The organism is Vibrio sp. 1151_11 (assembly GCF_029478525.1).
Classification (GTDB): domain Bacteria; phylum Pseudomonadota; class Gammaproteobacteria; order Enterobacterales; family Vibrionaceae; genus Vibrio; species Vibrio anguillarum.
Genome location: NZ_SHMN01000004.1, coordinates 1 through 17,436, shown reverse-complemented (window position 1 = coordinate 17,436; position 17,436 = coordinate 1). Strand labels below are relative to the sequence as shown.

Sequence of the window (17,436 nt, the reverse complement as noted above, 5' to 3'; positions counted from 1 at the left end):
ATTTATAATTATCAAGCTTCCAGTACCACTTTGCAGTTGCTACTCACTCTCAGTGGCGACTCATGGTACAATAGGCGACCTTATGCCGAGCACGGTTATTTTACACAATTTCACAAAAAAGTAATCAATCGACTACACAAAGTCGAGATGGAGTTAACAGTGAGCGTAAAAATTCATTATCAAAACACGCATTTCATTACCAGTGCGCCTGACATTCGTCATCTACCTGATGATGAAGGGATCGAAATTGCGTTTGCAGGACGCTCCAATGCAGGTAAGTCGAGTTCGTTGAATCGCTTAACGAATCAGAAGAGCTTGGCTAAAACCAGTAAAACTCCGGGTCGAACCCAACTGATCAACCTATTTAAAGTCACTGAAGGTTGTCATATTGTGGATTTACCGGGCTATGGTTTTGCTCAAGTTCCTTTGGAACTAAAGAAAAAATGGCAAAAATCATTAGGTGAATACCTACAAAAGCGCAAGAGCTTAAAAGGGCTGGTTGTGCTAATGGACATTCGCCATCCGATGAAAGATCTCGACCAACAATTGATTTCTTGGGCTGTCGATTGCTACATCCCAGTGCTAGTACTACTGACTAAAGCGGACAAGCTAAAAAGTGGCGCACGTAAAGCTCAAGTGTTAAAAACTCGTGAAGAGGCACGCTCTTTTGGCGGCGATGTCACTGTCGATGCTTTTTCATCATTGAAAGGCTTAGGCGTCGATGTGCTGCGTAATAAATTGGATACGTGGTTTGCACCCGCACTCGCACATTTAGCTGAGCAAGAAACAGTGGAAGAGATGGATGAGTGTGATTCAACTCACTTAGAAGAGATAGAAGAGAATCCAGACCATTCTGCACAACACTAATTCTGTAGAACACTAAAAATCGTGACTCCAACAGAGCCCTACTTAATCGTGGGGCTTTTTTATAGGCTTTAAATCCAAATGCGAATGGTAAAAAGAAAAATCCCCACCATCCTGGTGGGGCAACGGGAGAGAAGTAGGAGGTAATTTATTATTGTTTTGCTAAGCATTCCTTAATCCCTCCAACTTTTCAATAGGTCAAAGAGTCATCAATTCACTCACCCACAGAACACTCCTCTGGCTCATCCCAATAAAATCAACATAACATAATGAATACTAATGATATTTAAACATATTTTTTGCGTTTGAGGCGAACTTGATTTCTCATTAGAAATAATCAAAGTGTGACTGTTAGCCAGTTACAGAATTGGGTGTTTATAAAAGAAATAAAGTAACTACTCAGCAATAGAATAGTGTGTTTTTATCACCTAAATTCTCGTAAAAAACAGTGATGAATATTTTCTTTGGCCCAATAAAAAACGCCCCAGTCAAATACTGACTGGGGCGGCTGAATCAGCCTAATCCAATAACGTGAAACAAAAGGTCTGAAAGATAGAACATCTTACCTCTGTACCCTACGAGAGTTAATGTATAACAAATGGTCAGAAATGAAAACTATTTTTGTAGTTTTTTTTCATGAAAATTTTATTAAACAACACAAAGTTTAAAATCAAGAACACTTGTTTCTAGGCCATAAAAAAGCCGACATTTGTGCGTCGGCTCATATAAATTAGCTAATTTTGCTCAAAAAACAACTAATGCGCCTGATCCCAGTTGTCTCCATGACCAGTATCCGCGACCAATGGCACCGCTAGCGTTGCCGCTGATTCCATCAATTGTTGTACTTTAATTTCAATTTCGGCTAAAGCCGTCTCTTGCACCTCAAACACCAGTTCATCGTGCACTTGCATCAAGAGTTTAACGCGTCCCTGTCCATGCTCCTCAATCCAAGCATCGACTAATAGCATCGCTTTTTTGATGATATCCGCCGCCGTACCTTGCATTGGAGCATTGATCGCGGCACGTTCAGCGGCTTTGCGGCGCATCCCATTACGCGATTTAATTTCAGGCAGATGCAAACGACGACCAAATAAAGTTTCAACATAGCCAAGTTCACTAGCCGTAGAGCGTGTATCTTCCATGTATTGCATCACGCCAGGATAACGCTCAAAGTATTTATCCATATATTCTTGGGCTTCATAACGAGGAATGCCGAGCTGCTTAGCTAAACCAAAGGCGCTCATCCCGTAAATCAAACCAAAGTTAACCGCTTTCGCACGGCGACGCTGCTCACTGCTGACTTGCTCAATACTCACTCCAAGAATTTCAGCCGCGGTCGCTGCATGGATATCTTTCCCTTGCTGGAATGCTTCAAGCAGCGCTTTATCGCCGGACAAGTGCGCCATAATCCGCAGCTCAATTTGCGAGTAATCGATGGCCAGAATTTTCCAGCCATGAGGAGCGATAAAGGCTTGACGGATCCGGCGTCCTTCTTCGTTACGGATCGGAATGTTTTGCAAATTTGGATCGGTTGAAGACAAACGACCAGTGGCGGTTACAGCTTGGTGATACGAGGTATGCACTCGCCCTGTGGTTGGGTTGATCATTTTAGGCAGTTTGTCGGTGTAGGTCGATTTCAACTTCGCCAAACCACGATGTTCAATGATCACTTTAGGCAGAGGGTAACCGTCGAGTGCCAACTCTTGCAGTACTTCTTCATTGGTGGAAGGTGTACCTGTTGGCGTTTTCTTAATCACCGGTAGTCCCATCTGTTCAAACAAAATGGTTTGCAGCTGTTTTGGTGAGCTTAGGTTGAAAGGTTGACCCGCGATATCAAACGCTTGCTGTTCTAGTTGCTCTAAACGAGCAGCGATTTCATGCGATTGCGCGCCAAGCAACATATCATCGATCATCACGCCTGTACGTTCCATACGTGACAACACGGGAACAAGAGGTACTTCTATCTGTTGGTAGATGCGATTAAGCTTCTCATCTTGCTCAATATGACTCATCAAACGGTGATGAAGTCGCAAAGTCACATCAGCATCTTCCGCAGCGTACGGTGCCGCTTGCTCAAGTTCGATTTGGTTGAAGGTCAGCTGGTTTTTACCTTTGCCCGCCACCTGTTCAAATGAAATACAGCTGTGTTGCAAGAATCGTAGCGCCAAACTGTCCATATCATGTTTGCCACCGACGCTGTTGTACACATAAGATGCGAGCATCGTATCGTGCTTGATGCCTTTCATATTGATACCGTAACGCGCAACAATGCTGGCATCGTATTTTAGGTTCTGCCCCACTTTGGCTTGGCTTTCATCTTCTAAAATGGGTTTAAGTTGGGCGAGCACCCAATCACGGTCCAGTTGCTTTGGTGCGTCAAGATAGTCATGCGCAACAGGAACATACGCTGCAACGCCCTCTTCGGTCGCAAAAGAGAGGCCAACTAAATTCGCTACCATATAATCGAGGCTGTCGGTTTCCGTATCAAACGCAAACACTTCTGCCGCTTTCAGTTTTTCTAACCAAGTATTAAATGTCTCTTCATCTAAAATGGTTTGATATTGGCTGCGATCAATCGTGGCGGCGGTTGTATCCATCTCCCTTGCTTGTGAAGAAGAAGTGTTTACCGCACCCACTTTTTCATCAGCGTCAATCACCCCATTACCACCATCCAGCAATTCTGTTAACCAAGATTTAAACGTGAGCTGACCATAAAGTTTAATCAACTCATCAATATTGGGCTGGGTTTTGCGCAAGGTTTCTGGTTTCTCTTCCAAAGCGACATCCAGCTTGATGGTGGCTAATTGGTAAGAGAGAAAAGCGTTTTCACGGTTATCCGCCAGTTTTTGCGCCATGGTTTTAGAGCCGCGAAAACCCAATTGCGCAATTTTATCGAGGTTGTCGTAAATTTTCTCTAGGCTGCCAATGCCTTGTAGTAACGCAATCGCTGTTTTCTCACCGACACCCGGTACACCAGGAATGTTATCGACTTTATCGCCCATCAAGGCCAGATAATCGATGATAAGCTCAGGAGGGATACCGAATTTTTCAATCACCCCTTCACGGTCAAGTACCACATTCGTCATGGTATTGATCAAGGTGACATTCTCGTCCACTAGCTGTGCCATGTCTTTATCACCAGTGCTGATCAGCACTGGCATGCCGGCTTGTGATGCTTGAGAAGCTAGCGTACCAATCACGTCATCGGCTTCGACACCTTCAATCGATATCAGCGGTAGCCCCATCGCACGGATAACATTGTGCAACGGCTCAATCTGACAACGTAGATCATCAGGCATTGGTGGACGGTTAGCTTTGTATTGTGGGTACATATCATCGCGGAAGGTTTTTCCTTTCGCGTCAAAAATAACCACCATACGCTCAGCGGAAAACTGGCGCATCATGCTACGGAGCATATTGACCACGCCATAGACAGCATTAGTTGGAATTTCGCCATTACTCATGGTGCCTGGGTAGGCATGAAATGCACGGTAAAGGTAAGAAGAGCCATCAATCAGAATGAACGGGTTGTCAGGTATGCGAGCCATAGTCTTTTGCAATCCAAAGCGAGTACGAAATGTAATGACTAAGGATGCCATGACTGTCTTGAGGATTCCACGCCAATGCACCTTGAGCAACGAAACATTTTGCTGATTTGTCCACCACCGCAAATGACATTCTGTGGATAACTCTGTTCATAGTTTTTATCCACTGGTTATTAAACAGTGATTAACGAGGAAAACAATGGTATTAACTTATTGTTTATAAATGAATAAAACAAAGATCGAACATTCCTATCATGATCTTTTTACGATCATTGATTGTGGAAAAGACTATCGATGGCCTTTTATTCACAACAAAAGCATCCTCTTGAAAATGAGCGATAAAAAAAGCGACACCCGAGGATGTCGCCTAGCAAAAACAGGTAAAACTAAGTGAAGTGATTCATTCAGCCTTACGATAAAGCTATAAATTACACTGGAAGCAATGTGAGCAATGTCGTGTCAAAAAGAACTTGCGCAAGTTCGTCGCCAATTTGTCTTGTTACTTTTAACACCTAGCAATTCGTTAATCGTAAACTCGACGTCCTTGTGAACTTCGCCATTCCCTAAGACATGGTTAATAATAATGATTCTCATTTAATTATCAACCCCTAAATGAGAAAAAATCTCATTTATTTTCTAATCATGCTAAAAACACCTAACCATCTATTTCATGAAATCTTTTTTTAATTGATTTTCAAATAGATAGAAAAATTCGCTCCCCTGCCTAAATTCACAACTTAGTTGTCTTGATGTAAATATTGTGCCGTTTTGGCGTTATCTTCTGCCAGCCACTGCGCAACGTCTTTAGCAAAATAGGTTAAAATGCCGTCTGCCCCAGCGCGTTTAAAGCACAATAATGACTCCATTACGGTTTCACGTTCTTTAAGCCAACCATTTAAAATGGCCGCTTTATGCATCGCATATTCGCCAGACACTTGATACGCAAACGTAGGAACTTGTAATTCAGATTTCACGCGGCGCACCACATCAAGGTATGGCATGCCGGGCTTCACCATCACCATGTCAGCCCCTTCATTGATATCCATCGCCACTTCGTGCATGGCTTCATCGCTGTTGGCCGGATCCATCTGATAGTTTTTCTTGTCTCCCCCTTTCAGGTTCGAAGAGGAACCAACCGCATCGCGGAATGGGCCGTAATAACATGACGCGTATTTCGCAGAGTAAGCCATGATCTGTGTATGAATAAAACCCGCCTCTTCAAGCGCTTCGCGGATCTTACCAATTCGTCCATCCATCATATCGGAAGGGGCAACCACATCGGCACCGGCTGCAGCGTGAGACAGCGCTTGTTTGATCAACACCTCGGTGGTTTCGTCATTCATCACATAGCCACTTTCATCGATGATGCCATCTTGGCCATGGGTCGTGAAAGGATCCAGCGCGACGTCGGTAATGACACCCATTTGTGGTATATGCTCTTTTAATAATTTCACCGCACGTTGCACTAAGCCGTCAGGATTATGTGCTTCAGCAGCACACAAGCTTTTAGCATCTTGATTAACCACTGGAAAAAGTGCGATGGCTGGCACGCCGAGATTAGCCAAATACAGCGCTTCTTCGAGCATTAAGTCGATAGAGAGACGCTCAATACCGGGCATAGACTCCACTGGCTCGCGGCGATCTTTACCCATCAAAATAAACATGGGATAAATTAAATCATTAACCGATAACTGATTCTCAGCCATCAAACGGCGGCTAAAATCATGCTTGCGTAAGCGACGCATGCGACGCCCTGGGAACTGACCTTGAATGGATACTGACACTCTCTTCTCCTTGTTTATACGCGGTGTGAGAAAGCATTCTTTCTTCACTACCGCTATCGCTCAAGTGTGGCGAAATCATATCACTCTCGCTTTTTGACGCTAGCGCCAATCGACAAAAATCAGAAAAATGACCTCAGGCTCACACTTCCGTATACTGTTCTCCCATTCTCTGTTTATCGAGACACACCATGATTGACACTCACGCTCACATTTATGCCACTGAATTTGATCACGATCGAGATGAGGTAGTGCAACGCGCTAAGGCACAAGGCATTGAGGCTATTTTGTTGCCCAATATCGATCTTGCCTCCATTGAGCCTATGCTTAAAACAGAAGCGGCTTACCCTGAACTTTGCCGATCGATGATGGGGCTGCATCCATGCTATGTGGATGGAAATGTGAGGCAAACGCTAACGGTTATCGAATCTTGGCTAGATAAACACCCCTTTATCGCCATTGGTGAAATTGGCATTGATCTGTATTGGGACAAAACCTTTCAGGCCGAACAAGAGATGGCTTTCGTCACTCAACTTAATTGGGCCAAAGAGCGCGATTTGCCTGTTGTCATCCACACCCGTGATTCCATCACTCAAACTCTACAACTGCTGGAAAAAGAGCAAGATGGCTCACTTAGCGGTGTATTCCACTGTTTTGGCGGCACGCTTGAAGAAGCTAAAGCCATTAATGAGCTAGGGTTTCATCTTGGGATTGGTGGTGTATCAACGTTTAAAAATGGTGGTATGGATAAAGTATTACCGCATCTCGATATGAACTTTGTTCTGCTAGAAACGGATTGCCCCTATTTAGCCCCTGTCCCTCACAGAGGTAAGCGCAACGAACCAGCTTACACAACGCTAGTTGCCAAACGCATCGCAGAACTCACCGAACTCTCGTTGGGTGAAGTGAATAACATTACAAACACTAATGCTAACTCACTGTTTAAATTATAATTTATAAAACTATAGATAGAATAGCATACACATCAGTGTGACCTGAATCACAAAAACAATCATACAAACACTATAGTATGCGGCAAAATTTTAATACATAAACGTGGCTAATATGTGTGAACATGGTAATCACTTACAACGTCAACATCGAACCTTCTGGCAAAAACTTCTGGGCATCAAGGAAGTCTATCGATGCTCTCAATGCGGTTATCTTTTGAAGATTAAATAGTCCACTATCATAGGTACAAAAAAGCGGCTATTCGCCGCTTTTTTCATGTATTAATGACTTTCATCTTCCGGCTCTTCCTCATCTTTGCGCACATAAAAACGAGCAAAGAAAAGTCCAACCTCAAACAATAAACACATCGGAATGGCGAGCAAGGTTTGCGACACCATATCAGGCGGCGTCAGTAACATACCCACCACAAATGCCCCAACCACGATATAAGGCCTTTTCTCACTCAAGGTTTTCGGCGTCGTCGCCCCCGTCCAACACAGTAAAATGATGGCGACGGGAACCTCAAAGGCGATACCAAAAGCAAAAAAGAGCGCAAGCACAAAATCGAGATAACTGGCAATGTCCGTTGCAAACTCAACACCGCCTAAAGAGATGGCCGTAAAAAAGCCAAACACCAGTGGAAATACCACAAAGTACGCAAACGCCACACCGCAATAGAACAACAATGAGCTTGAAAACATCAATGGCATGACTAAACGGCGTTCATGCTTATACAAACCTGGAGCGACAAAGGCCCAGATTTGATAAAGGATAAAAGGCACCGCGAGAAAGGCGGACGCGATCAAAGTAAGTTTGAGTGGCGTGAAAAAGGGCGAGGCAACATCGGTCGCAATCATCGTCGCCCCTTCAGGCAAACGCTCAACCAATGGTTTGGAGACAAAATCGTAGATGTCGCTAGAGAAATAGACTAAGCCGATAAAAATCACGATCACCGCAGCTATTGAACGCAATAAACGATCGCGTAGCTCTAGCAAGTGACTGATTAAAGGCTGTGTCTGCTCAACGGAAGACATATCGAACCTCGTATAAATAGAGCATAAGAGGAGGAGTTACAGTGGTAACAATAACGCCTCCTACAAAGATGAGTCGGCTTTCTTATCGGCCGTTTCAGGCGACGAAATCGTTGTAGCGGAAATCACTTCAACGCTTTGTTCATCGCGCTCTGTTTTTGTTTCAGAGGGCGATGAGTTCGCATAAGGGCGTTGTACATCTTGCGCAGCCTGCTTGAGCTGATCCACAGAAGATTTCAGCTCTGGAGATAAATTTTCCATCCCCATTTGCTCTGCTTTACGCAAGTTTTCTTGCAGCTCTTGAATTTTGAGCTCATGTGCTAATTCATCTTTGACACTGTTCGCCATGTTCTTTGCCGTGCTAACAAATTTTGCCACACTGCGAATAGCATGCGGTAAACGCTCAGGGCCAAGAACGACCAACGCGACAACCGATATTAATACCAGCTCCCAGAAACCGATATCAAACACGTATTAGGCCTGCTCTTTATCTTTTTTAGTTTCAGCAGTCGCTTCTGTCTTCTGCTGCTCGATATTTTTAGGTTCAAAATCTGCGTCTTTCTTGGCAGGCTCTTCATCACTCATCGCCTTTTTGAACCCCTTAACCGCACCACCGAGATCGCTACCGATACCACGCAGTTTCTTGGTTCCAAATAGTAATACAACAATCACGGCAATAATTAGAAGTTGCCAAATACTGATACCACCCATTCTCTACACCTCAGGAATTTCTCAACAAATTGATTTCAAATAAAAGACCGCTTAACGACGGTAAGCACTCCAACTGAGTAGCCAAAATACAACACCTGCAATCGCACTGGTTATTGCAAACGGCTGATAAGCACTGGTCACTAATATCGCCGAGCATACGACCAAAGTGGCGCCAATACCAAATAAAAACTTTCCTGTTGCCTGTTGACGCTTACTGGCTCGATAACCTTGGTACAGCTGATCCAACCTTTGGTTCATTGCTTTACCTTGTTTGAGGCTATCGTAAAGCAGCTCTGGCAACTCAGGTAATTTTTCAGCCCAAAGCGGAGCTCGCTCTTTCACTGCGCGGATAAACGCTTGCGGCCCAACTTGGTTCATCATCCATTTTTCTAAAAATGGTTTAGCGGTTTGCCACAAATCCAATTGAGGATAAAGCTGACGCCCTAACCCTTCGACATACAATAGCGTTTTTTGCAACAAGACCAATTGCGGCTGCACTTCCATATTGAAGCGACGAGCCGTGTTAAACAAGTTTAGCAACACATGACCAAATGAAATTTCGCACAATGGCTTGGCAAAAATTGGCTCACAGACCACGCGAATAGCAAACTCAAATTCATCGATGTTGGTTTCACGTGGAACCCAACCAGAATCAACGTGCAATTGTGCCACTCGGCGGTAATCTCGGTTGAAAAAAGCTAAGAAGTTTTCGGCTAAATAACGTTTATCTTCACCGTTTAAGGTACCGACAATACCACAATCTAAGCCAATCCATTGTGGATTGTCAGGATGCGCGGGATTAACAAAGACATTGCCCGGGTGCATATCGGCATGGAAAAAACTGTCGCGGAACACTTGGGTAAAGAACACGCTCACCCCGCGTTCAGCAAGCAACTTCATATTAGTGCCGTTGGCCGCTAAACCTTCAATATCAGAAACTTGAATGCCGTATATTCGCTCAGAAACCATGACAGTTTCATTACTAAAGTCAGGAATTATCTCTGGAATGTATAACTCTTCACTATTTTCAAAGTTACGACGCAGTTGAATGGCGTTGGCTGCTTCTCGGCGTAGGTCGAGTTCAGCAAGGAGAGTTTTTTCGTATTCACGTACCACTTCAACGGGCTTAAGTCGCCTTGCTTCAGGTAATGCTTTGGCAACAATTTTCGCCATGCGATACATGAGTTTGATATCGGCATCAATCACTGGCCGAATATCTGGCCGAATCACCTTGAGTACGATTTCCCGGCCAGATGATTTGAGTTTGGCGGTATGGACTTGAGCAATCGACGCCGAAGCAAGTGGTTCAATATCAAATTCATCAAACCAAGTTTCTAAAGCGCCGCCCAACGCTTTTTCCATCTGAGTTTTAGCAAGTACACCATCAAACGGAGCGACTTTATCTTGCAGTAACGCAAGTTGGTCTGCGATGTGCGGTGGAAACAGGTCACGCCGCGTTGACATCATCTGACCAAACTTAATCCACACTGGACCAAGCTCTTGCAAGGCTAAGCGCAAGCGCTCACCTAATGGTTTGTCCGCATGCTGATTTTTAATCCAGAACAATCCTTTACGCGCTAATATTGGCGCTTTAGTGAGTTGATGTTCTGGCAACAATTCATCTAGACCATATTCCAATTGTACCTTGATAATTCGGTACAACCGCTTGAGTTCAGTTGGCGTCATGCTTGCTCCAACAAGTGTTGAATTTTGGCTTCGATACGCGCCGCTTGGCTATTGAGATCATCCACTTGGTCACAAAAATAGGCCACCTCGAGCAAGCTGGGCAATAAACGCCACTCTTCCGTTAACACTTGGCTAAGGTGGTTTTGATGCTTGCTTCGTTGTGATTGCAGCGCTTGGCCTATGTCTTTCACACCCTGCACTAAAGCGTGAGCCAGCACATCGCCCGTCAGGCGTGACAGCCACTCTTCAACATCCGGCTTGCAATCGGTGATCAACTGGGCAAATTTTTGCGCCAGTTGAATATCGCCCTCCAACACCAACTTATCTTGTTTGATCAGTTGGGTGATGTTCGCTTGCTCGCGTAGCTCGGGCAAAATGGAAACATTGAGCGACAGGTAGCAATTCGACTCGCCTTCGTAAGCCGCTAACACATCAATTTGCTGGCTAAAAATGAAGGTCAGCGTTTTATTGAACTCTTTGAGATGCACTTGGATGACTTGCCCTTTCAGGCGTGATAATCGGCGCACCAATTCAGGATCGTCTTGAATTAAGGTGTTGAGTGTGGTCTCAATCGCGGCGGTAACTAAAGGCTCAAACGGCATGCTTAATCCTTAGAATTTGTAACCACGGTGCAGCGCAACAATACCGCCCGTTAAGTTGTAGTAACTCGTTTGCTCAAAACCAACCTGATCCATCATCCCTTTTAAGGTTTCTTGATCGGGATGCATGCGGATAGATTCCGCAAGATAGCGATAGCTGTCGGCATCATTGGCAATGATTTGGCCCATTTTCGGCAATAGATGGAACGAATACGCATCGTATACTTTGGATAATGGCTCAAGCACTGGCTTGGAGAACTCAAGCACCAACAAACGGCCACCCGGCTTTAAAACGCGGAACATCGAGCTCAGCGCTTTATCTTTGTCCGTCACATTACGCAGGCAAAAACTGATGGTGATGCAGTCGAAATAGTTATCTGGAAAAGGCAGCTCTTCGGCATTGGCTTGCACGTAATGTACGTTGCCCACTACACCTTTATCACGCAATTTATCGCGTCCGACATTGAGCATCGAGTTGTTGATATCAGCCAGAATAACATGACCTTTTTCGCCCACAATGCGTGAAAATTTGGCGGTTAGATCGCCCGTGCCACCGCCAAGATCCAAAATACGTTGGCCCGGGCGGGCGCCACTGCAATCAATGGTAAAACGCTTCCATAAGCGATGAATGCCACCAGACATCAGGTCATTCATCATGTCGTATTTGGCCGCAACCGAGTGAAAAACTTGCGCGACTTTGGCGACTTTTTCTTCTTTCGCTACGGTTTCAAAACCAAAGTGAGTGGTATTTTGTGTCTCTAATGCTGTTTTTGATTGCACGCTGGTATCCGTCATGAAGGTTCCTCTTGGGCAGCACTGTATTGTTAAAGGCGACTGCGAGCGATCAGTTTACTTTATCCTCAGCGTGATGTCTTTCTACTAAAGGTGCATTTTCCACCGCACTGTCTGCCCATGCCTCATTTTGTGCTTGTTCGACCCATTCACTGTTTATGGAACGTTTTATCTCGACGCCAAGTTGTTTAAAACTTTCGGCTTGACGCAGTGCGTTGCCACGCCCTGTCGCGAGCTTATTCATCGCCCCTTGATAGTTTTGGTTTGCACGGTCTAACGCGCCGCCCAGCCCTTCCATATCCTCCATAAACAAGCGTAATTTATCGTACAATTTGCTGGCCCGCTCAGCGATCAACTTCGCGTTCTGGTTTTGTCGATCATTGCGCCATAAATTATCGATCGTACGCAGCGCAACCAACAAGGTGGTTGGGCTAACCAGTAAAATATTTTGCTCCATCGCCTCTTTTACCAAGCTGGGATCAGCTTGAATCGCCACTTGGAATGCAGGTTCGACGGGAATAAACATCAGCACGTAATCCAAACTTTGTAGCCCTTTGAGCTGATGATAATCTTTCTGACCGAGTCCTTTTATATGGGCGCGCAGTGCAAGTAAATGCTCACTTAATGCGCGAGCACGTTCAGTTTCAGTTTGAGCATGGAAATAACGCTCATAAGCCACCAGCGCCATTTTCGAGTCAATCACCACCTGTTTGTCGTGTGGCAAATTGACGATCACATCCGGTTGATAGCGCTTACCCGCCTCGTTTTGCAAACTGACTTGAGTGTGATATTCGTGCCCTTCACGCAGGCCCGATTCGGTCAGCACCCGCGCGAGAACCACTTCACCCCAATTGCCTTGCTGTTTATTGTCACCTTTCAGCGCTTGGGTCAAATTGAGTGCCTCTTGCGCCATCTGTTCATTGAGGCGTTGCAAGTTTTTCAATTCATGAACCAACGTATGGCGCTCTTTCGCTTCATGATTGAAGCTGTCATTGACCTGCTTTTTAAACCCTTCGAGCTGCTCTTTCAGTGGAGAAAGTAGCCCTTCCAAACTTTGACGGTTCTGCTGATCCACTTTCGCGGTTTTGACTTCAAATAACTGATTGGCTAGCTGCTCAAACTGCTGCTTTAGGCGTTCCTCAGCGTGTTCAAGTAACTGTAGTTTTTCTTGGCTCGATTGAATTTGCTGTTCATGCCGCGCTTCTTGCTCACGCAGTTGAGCCTCAAGTTGCGATTTCTGCTCACGCAGAGCGTGCGCATCTTCCATGCTCTGTTGCCGCTCTTGCTTGACCACTTCGAAATAGCGCAACTTTTCCATCCCGGCCATGAATTTCCCGTGCGATTGCTTAAGCTCAAATGCGGCTTTATCTCGTTCTTCATCCAGCTCATCTAGCTCTTGTCGCGCCTGCTGCAAAGCTTGTTTGAGTTCGATTATCTGCTGCTGATGGTGAGCTTGATGAGTCTCTAACTGCTGTTGTAATAGCTCACTTTTCAAATTGAGCTTCTGCTTAACCCACCAACCAGCCACTGAGCCGCTCAGCACCGCGCTGCCTAACGTTGAAAGCACTAACGCTTGATTTTCGATAATCCATTGCATGATAACGGGTTAACTCATTTTATCAGTCATGGTCAAATGGTATTTCGATACTGGATAAATGTCCAGTTTGTACAAGTTAACAGCAAATTATAGACTTGCGCCGCTGAACACTATTTCAACAATTATTCTAACGAGGATTCATGGACGAACGACGCGCACTCGGCTTTGGCTTATCTGCCGTATTATTGTGGTCAACGGTTGCTACGGCTTTCAAACTTACGCTGGCTGAATTTACGCCGATCCAGATGCTGACGGTTGCGAGTGCTGTCTCTGGATGCATACTGCTGGGCATTTGCGCGCAACAAAGCAAACTCAACCAAGTGGTGAGTACCTTTCTCGCTAACCCTTGGTATTACTTGTTATTGGGCTTAATTAATCCTCTCGCATACTACCTCATTCTGTTTAAGGCCTACTCACTGCTGCCCGCCTCTCAAGCGCAAGCGATCAACTACAGTTGGGCCATCACCCTGACACTGATGGCCGCTGTATTTTTAGGACAAACCATTCGTAAACAAGATTGGATAGCGTGTGCACTGAGCTATTTTGGAGTGGTGGTTATCGCGACTAAAGGTGATATTTTGGCCATGCAGTTTGATAGCCCGTTGGGTGTTGGGCTAGCGCTTTTATCCACTTTGCTTTGGGCGGGGTACTGGATTTTAAATACCAAAAACCAAGCAGATCCTGTTGTTGGCGTACTACTCGGCTTCTTAGTCGCGACTCCGCTTGCTTTTGTGCTTAGTTATTATGAAGGAGCACAATGGCAGCACATTAGCCTTCAAGGATGGGCAGCTGTCACTTACGTCGGCTTGTTTGAAATGGGGATCACCTTTGTTTTGTGGCTGAGCGCTCTCAAACTAACGCAAAACACCGCCCGCATCAGCAACCTAATCTTTGCCTCCCCATTTATCTCGCTCATTCTGCTAGCAACGATTATCGGGGAAGCCATTCACCCGACAACACTAATCGGTTTGATATTTATTATGTTGGGATTATTAGTACAGCAAATGAAGCGAAAAAAAGCACTGCCAACCCTCAATGAAGGCTAAATTGTGGCTCTGTTGTGCTGATCAGCTCTGCTATACTGATACACTGCGATAGCTATCGCAGTAAGTAACGAAGTGTGACGATGATGAATAAAGAACCTAACAACCAGCTCCCGAGCTTACAGGAGTTTTTAGACAGTCTTGATGAGCATGTTTGGTTAAAAGATCTGAACGGCGTGTATGTACTGTGTAACAAGGCTGTAGAACAAGCTTGGAACAAAAAAAAGTCACACATTGTAGGCAGCACGGATGAGCAACTTTTTGGCGCTGAACTTGCTCAGAAATTCATCGAAGCAGATCAATGGGTTGTAGACCAAAAACGACCTTTAGTAACCGACCGCTGCTCACAACTTACCTCCAACGAACAACAGCACTGGTACGAAACAAGCAAATCCCCGGTTTATTCTACTGATGGGCATACCTTGCTTGGCGTGCTCGGCATGACTAGAGATATCTCCCGCTATCGCCAACTCGAAAACCAACTCAACCTCACCACACAAATATTTAATCATTCACGTGAAGGTGTCGTGATCACGGATGCACAAGCCAACATCATCAGCGTCAATGTTGCCTTTAGTGTCATTACGGGGTACCAAGCAGAAGAAGTACTAGGTAACAACCCGCGCATTCTACAGTCGGGTTATCATGATGCCTCCTTTTACCAGCAGATATGGCAAACCATCCGCGATAAAAAGCCGTGGAAAGGTGAATTTGTTAATCGACGCAAAAACGGTAGCCTCTATCCTCAGTTATCGACCATTACTCCGGTATTTGATAATGAACTAGAAGTGGTCAATTACATTTGTGTTTTTGAAGATATTTCCCTTCGCCGCGAGCACGAAGAAACCATCAAACAGTTGGCGCATTTTGATGTATTGACGACGCTACCCAACCGAACAACCGCTCTACGAGAAATGGCAGTACAAATCAAACATAGCCAAAAGATTGGGGAGTCATTCGCCATACTGTTTTTAGATATCGACCACTTTAAGCATATTAATGACAGCTTTGGCCACTATAGTGGCGATCAGGCACTTATTGAGATTGCTAATCGCCTCAAAACCTGCTTGACCGATACGGATCACCTTGCACGAATTGGTAGTGATGAATTTGTAATATTATTAACCCACCTTGCTCAAGATAGTCACTTAAGCCCTATTATCTCTAAGATTTTTTCGATTTTTGAACAGCATATTGTGCTCGGGGAAGAGTCATTACGTTTATCGACAAGTATCGGTGTGGCAATCTACCCACAAGATGGTGAGACACCAGAAGCATTATTAAAAAATGCTGACACAGCCATGTATCAAGCGAAAAAAAATGGCCGCAATGGTTATGCGTTCTACTCACCAGAACTGACTGACATAGCCTTAACGCAAATCCGCTTGCAATCAGCACTATACCAAGCGCTGGAGCATGACCAATTTTATCTCGTCTATCAGCCCCAATTTGAACTAAGCAGTAACAAATTGCTCGGTTTTGAAGCCCTGATTCGTTGGCAACACCCTCAACTTGGTCAAATTTCTCCCGCCGAATTTATTCCGATTGCCGAAAAATCTGGCCTCATTACTTCAATTGGAGAGTGGGTACTGCGTACGGCCTGCGAACAAGGAAAAAAATGGTTCGATGATGGATATCATATCGATACTTTGGCTATTAATATTTCAACCATTCAGCTTAAGCAAGCTAACTTTCTTAGTAAACTGAAGGCAATTTTAGCGCACTCACAATTCCCCGCATGTAAGTTAGAACTCGAGATCACGGAAGGCTTTCTAATTGAAAACCAACAAAAAGCGATTCATGACCTGCAAAAAATTGTCGAACAAGGCATTCGTATCGCATTAGATGATTTTGGAACGGGCTACTCATCACTATCGTATTTAAAAGGCTTACCGCTGCAGAAGCTTAAAATCGATCGCTCCTTTATTCACGACATACCCGACAACTCGGAAAGTAACGCCATTGTTGCCGCCGTTGTGGCCATGGGAAAAAGCCTGTCACTCAACATTACAGCCGAAGGTATTGAAGATGAACAGCAACGTCATTACCTTAACAGCATTGGTTGCCAATTCGGTCAAGGCTATTATTTAGGCAGGCCGGTTGGTGTTAAAGAAGCAACGGAGTTACTAAAGCAGCACCAAAACCCATAATGGGAGTATTTTAGTACCATAAGGACCAAGGTGTGCTGAATTGTTCAGGAACAATAAAGTTTGTACACTAATCAAAAATTGGAATAATAAAGTTTGTACACTAATTTGAAATCAGAGTATGTCTTAGTTACGCATTCCAATCATTAGATTAGGCTGATAAATATCTATAGGAGACGGAAGGTAGTCATTGATGATCTTGCTAAGCAGATACCTGTGAGAGAGTAACAAAGCCTCATTCCAAGTAATAAAGATTAAAGCATCATACTAAAATGGCGGCGATCGCAGTCGATACGCTGCCATTCTAAATCAAAAATTCACCAAACTGCGCTAGAGCAAGTACCCTTAGCATATCTACTGGCTTGTCTTTGACTGAACTAATCTGATGCATTTAATATCGTTACTGCGCATATCAGGGGTAATGGTAAAACAAAAATGCCGATTGCAATGTGTCTATTGCTTAGGTAGAAGTTAGTGCTGAGCCTGAGCTTAATCACTTTCGATATTGTTAAATTTTTCAAGAAAACTGAATAACATTGTTACCTAAAAAAGCCACCTTGATAGGTAATGCCGTTCACTTAAGAGTGAACGGCATTTTTGTTCTTAGCATACCGTTGTGGTCTAGGCTTAACTGTTCTAGGGAATGTTCTTTCCCTTCGCCCTTCAAGTATTAAGCTTTCAGCCATGTT

General features: G+C 44.6%; 14 protein-coding genes. 4 read left to right on the top strand and 10 right to left on the bottom strand.

Annotation, left to right across the window (positions count from 1 at the left end; genetic code table 11):
* Positions 1–159: 159 nt before the first annotated feature.
* Positions 160–867, top strand: coding sequence for a ribosome biogenesis GTP-binding protein YihA/YsxC (gene yihA, locus EXZ60_RS04425; RefSeq protein WP_194575326.1), 708 nt, complete (start codon positions 160–162; stop codon positions 865–867).
* 752 nt (positions 868–1,619) lie between these two features.
* Here yihA and polA read toward each other — a convergent pair.
* From polA to hemB, 3 genes are all read right to left on the bottom strand, one after another.
* Positions 1,620–4,412 carry a DNA polymerase I gene (polA, locus tag EXZ60_RS04420; protein WP_277435347.1) on the bottom strand — a complete coding sequence of 931 codons (2,793 nt, stop codon included), beginning with the start codon at positions 4,410–4,412 and terminating at the stop codon, positions 1,620–1,622.
* A complete protein-coding gene (locus EXZ60_RS04415) occupies positions 4,396–4,563 on the bottom strand; it encodes a hypothetical protein (RefSeq protein WP_156117117.1) in 168 nt (55 codons plus the stop codon). Before EXZ60_RS04415 ends, polA begins: the two co-directional genes overlap by 17 nt.
* Positions 4,564–5,146: 583 nt before the next feature.
* Entirely contained in the window at positions 5,147–6,193 is a 1,047-nt protein-coding gene (hemB, locus tag EXZ60_RS04410) for a porphobilinogen synthase (RefSeq protein WP_026027224.1), read from the bottom strand.
* A gap of 188 nt (positions 6,194–6,381) precedes the next feature.
* Between hemB and EXZ60_RS04405 the strand changes: the two genes are divergently transcribed.
* Entirely contained in the window at positions 6,382–7,143 is a 762-nt protein-coding gene (locus EXZ60_RS04405) for a TatD family hydrolase (RefSeq protein ID WP_277435346.1), read from the top strand.
* Between the two features lie 279 nt (positions 7,144–7,422).
* On the opposite strand, the gene tatC is transcribed toward EXZ60_RS04405, so the two are convergent.
* From tatC to rmuC, 7 genes are read right to left on the bottom strand one after another with little or no spacing between them, the layout of a single operon-like run.
* Positions 7,423–8,175 carry a twin-arginine translocase subunit TatC gene (gene tatC / locus EXZ60_RS04400; protein WP_010319843.1) on the bottom strand — a complete coding sequence of 251 codons (753 nt, stop codon included), beginning with the start codon at positions 8,173–8,175 and terminating at the stop codon, positions 7,423–7,425.
* 60 nt (positions 8,176–8,235) lie between these two features.
* Entirely contained in the window at positions 8,236–8,643 is a 408-nt protein-coding gene (gene tatB / locus EXZ60_RS04395) for a Sec-independent protein translocase protein TatB (RefSeq protein ID WP_277435345.1), read from the bottom strand.
* 3 nt (positions 8,644–8,646) lie between these two features.
* On the bottom strand, positions 8,647–8,883 hold the full coding sequence (gene tatA / locus EXZ60_RS04390; RefSeq protein ID WP_010319841.1) for a Sec-independent protein translocase subunit TatA: 237 nt from the start codon (positions 8,881–8,883) through the stop codon (positions 8,647–8,649).
* Between the two features lie 51 nt (positions 8,884–8,934).
* Positions 8,935–10,569 carry a ubiquinone biosynthesis regulatory protein kinase UbiB gene (gene ubiB / locus EXZ60_RS04385; RefSeq protein ID WP_277435344.1) on the bottom strand — a complete coding sequence of 545 codons (1,635 nt, stop codon included), beginning with the start codon at positions 10,567–10,569 and terminating at the stop codon, positions 8,935–8,937.
* Positions 10,566–11,171 (bottom strand): SCP2 domain-containing protein, encoded by a 606-nt coding sequence (locus EXZ60_RS04380; protein ID WP_194566415.1) that lies wholly within the window; start codon positions 11,169–11,171, stop codon positions 10,566–10,568. Before EXZ60_RS04380 ends, ubiB begins: the two co-directional genes overlap by 4 nt.
* A gap of 9 nt (positions 11,172–11,180) precedes the next feature.
* The gene (gene ubiE / locus EXZ60_RS04375) at positions 11,181–11,963 is read right to left on the bottom strand and encodes a bifunctional demethylmenaquinone methyltransferase/2-methoxy-6-polyprenyl-1,4-benzoquinol methylase UbiE (protein WP_010319838.1); all 783 of its coding nucleotides are present in this window, start codon (positions 11,961–11,963) and stop codon (positions 11,181–11,183) included.
* Positions 11,964–12,012: 49 nt separating this feature from the next.
* The gene (rmuC, locus tag EXZ60_RS04370; RefSeq protein ID WP_277435343.1) at positions 12,013–13,557 is read right to left on the bottom strand and encodes a DNA recombination protein RmuC; all 1,545 of its coding nucleotides are present in this window, start codon (positions 13,555–13,557) and stop codon (positions 12,013–12,015) included.
* A 140-nt stretch (positions 13,558–13,697) separates the two neighbouring features.
* On the opposite strand from rmuC, the gene EXZ60_RS04365 reads away from it, so the two are divergent.
* Positions 13,698–14,603: a DMT family transporter gene (locus EXZ60_RS04365; RefSeq protein WP_277435342.1), complete on the top strand. Its 906-nt coding sequence runs from the start codon at positions 13,698–13,700 to the stop codon at positions 14,601–14,603.
* An 80-nt stretch (positions 14,604–14,683) separates the two neighbouring features.
* Positions 14,684–16,750 carry a GGDEF and EAL domain-containing protein gene (locus tag EXZ60_RS04360; protein ID WP_194575321.1) on the top strand — a complete coding sequence of 689 codons (2,067 nt, stop codon included), beginning with the start codon at positions 14,684–14,686 and terminating at the stop codon, positions 16,748–16,750.
* Positions 16,751–17,436 lie beyond the last annotated feature (686 nt).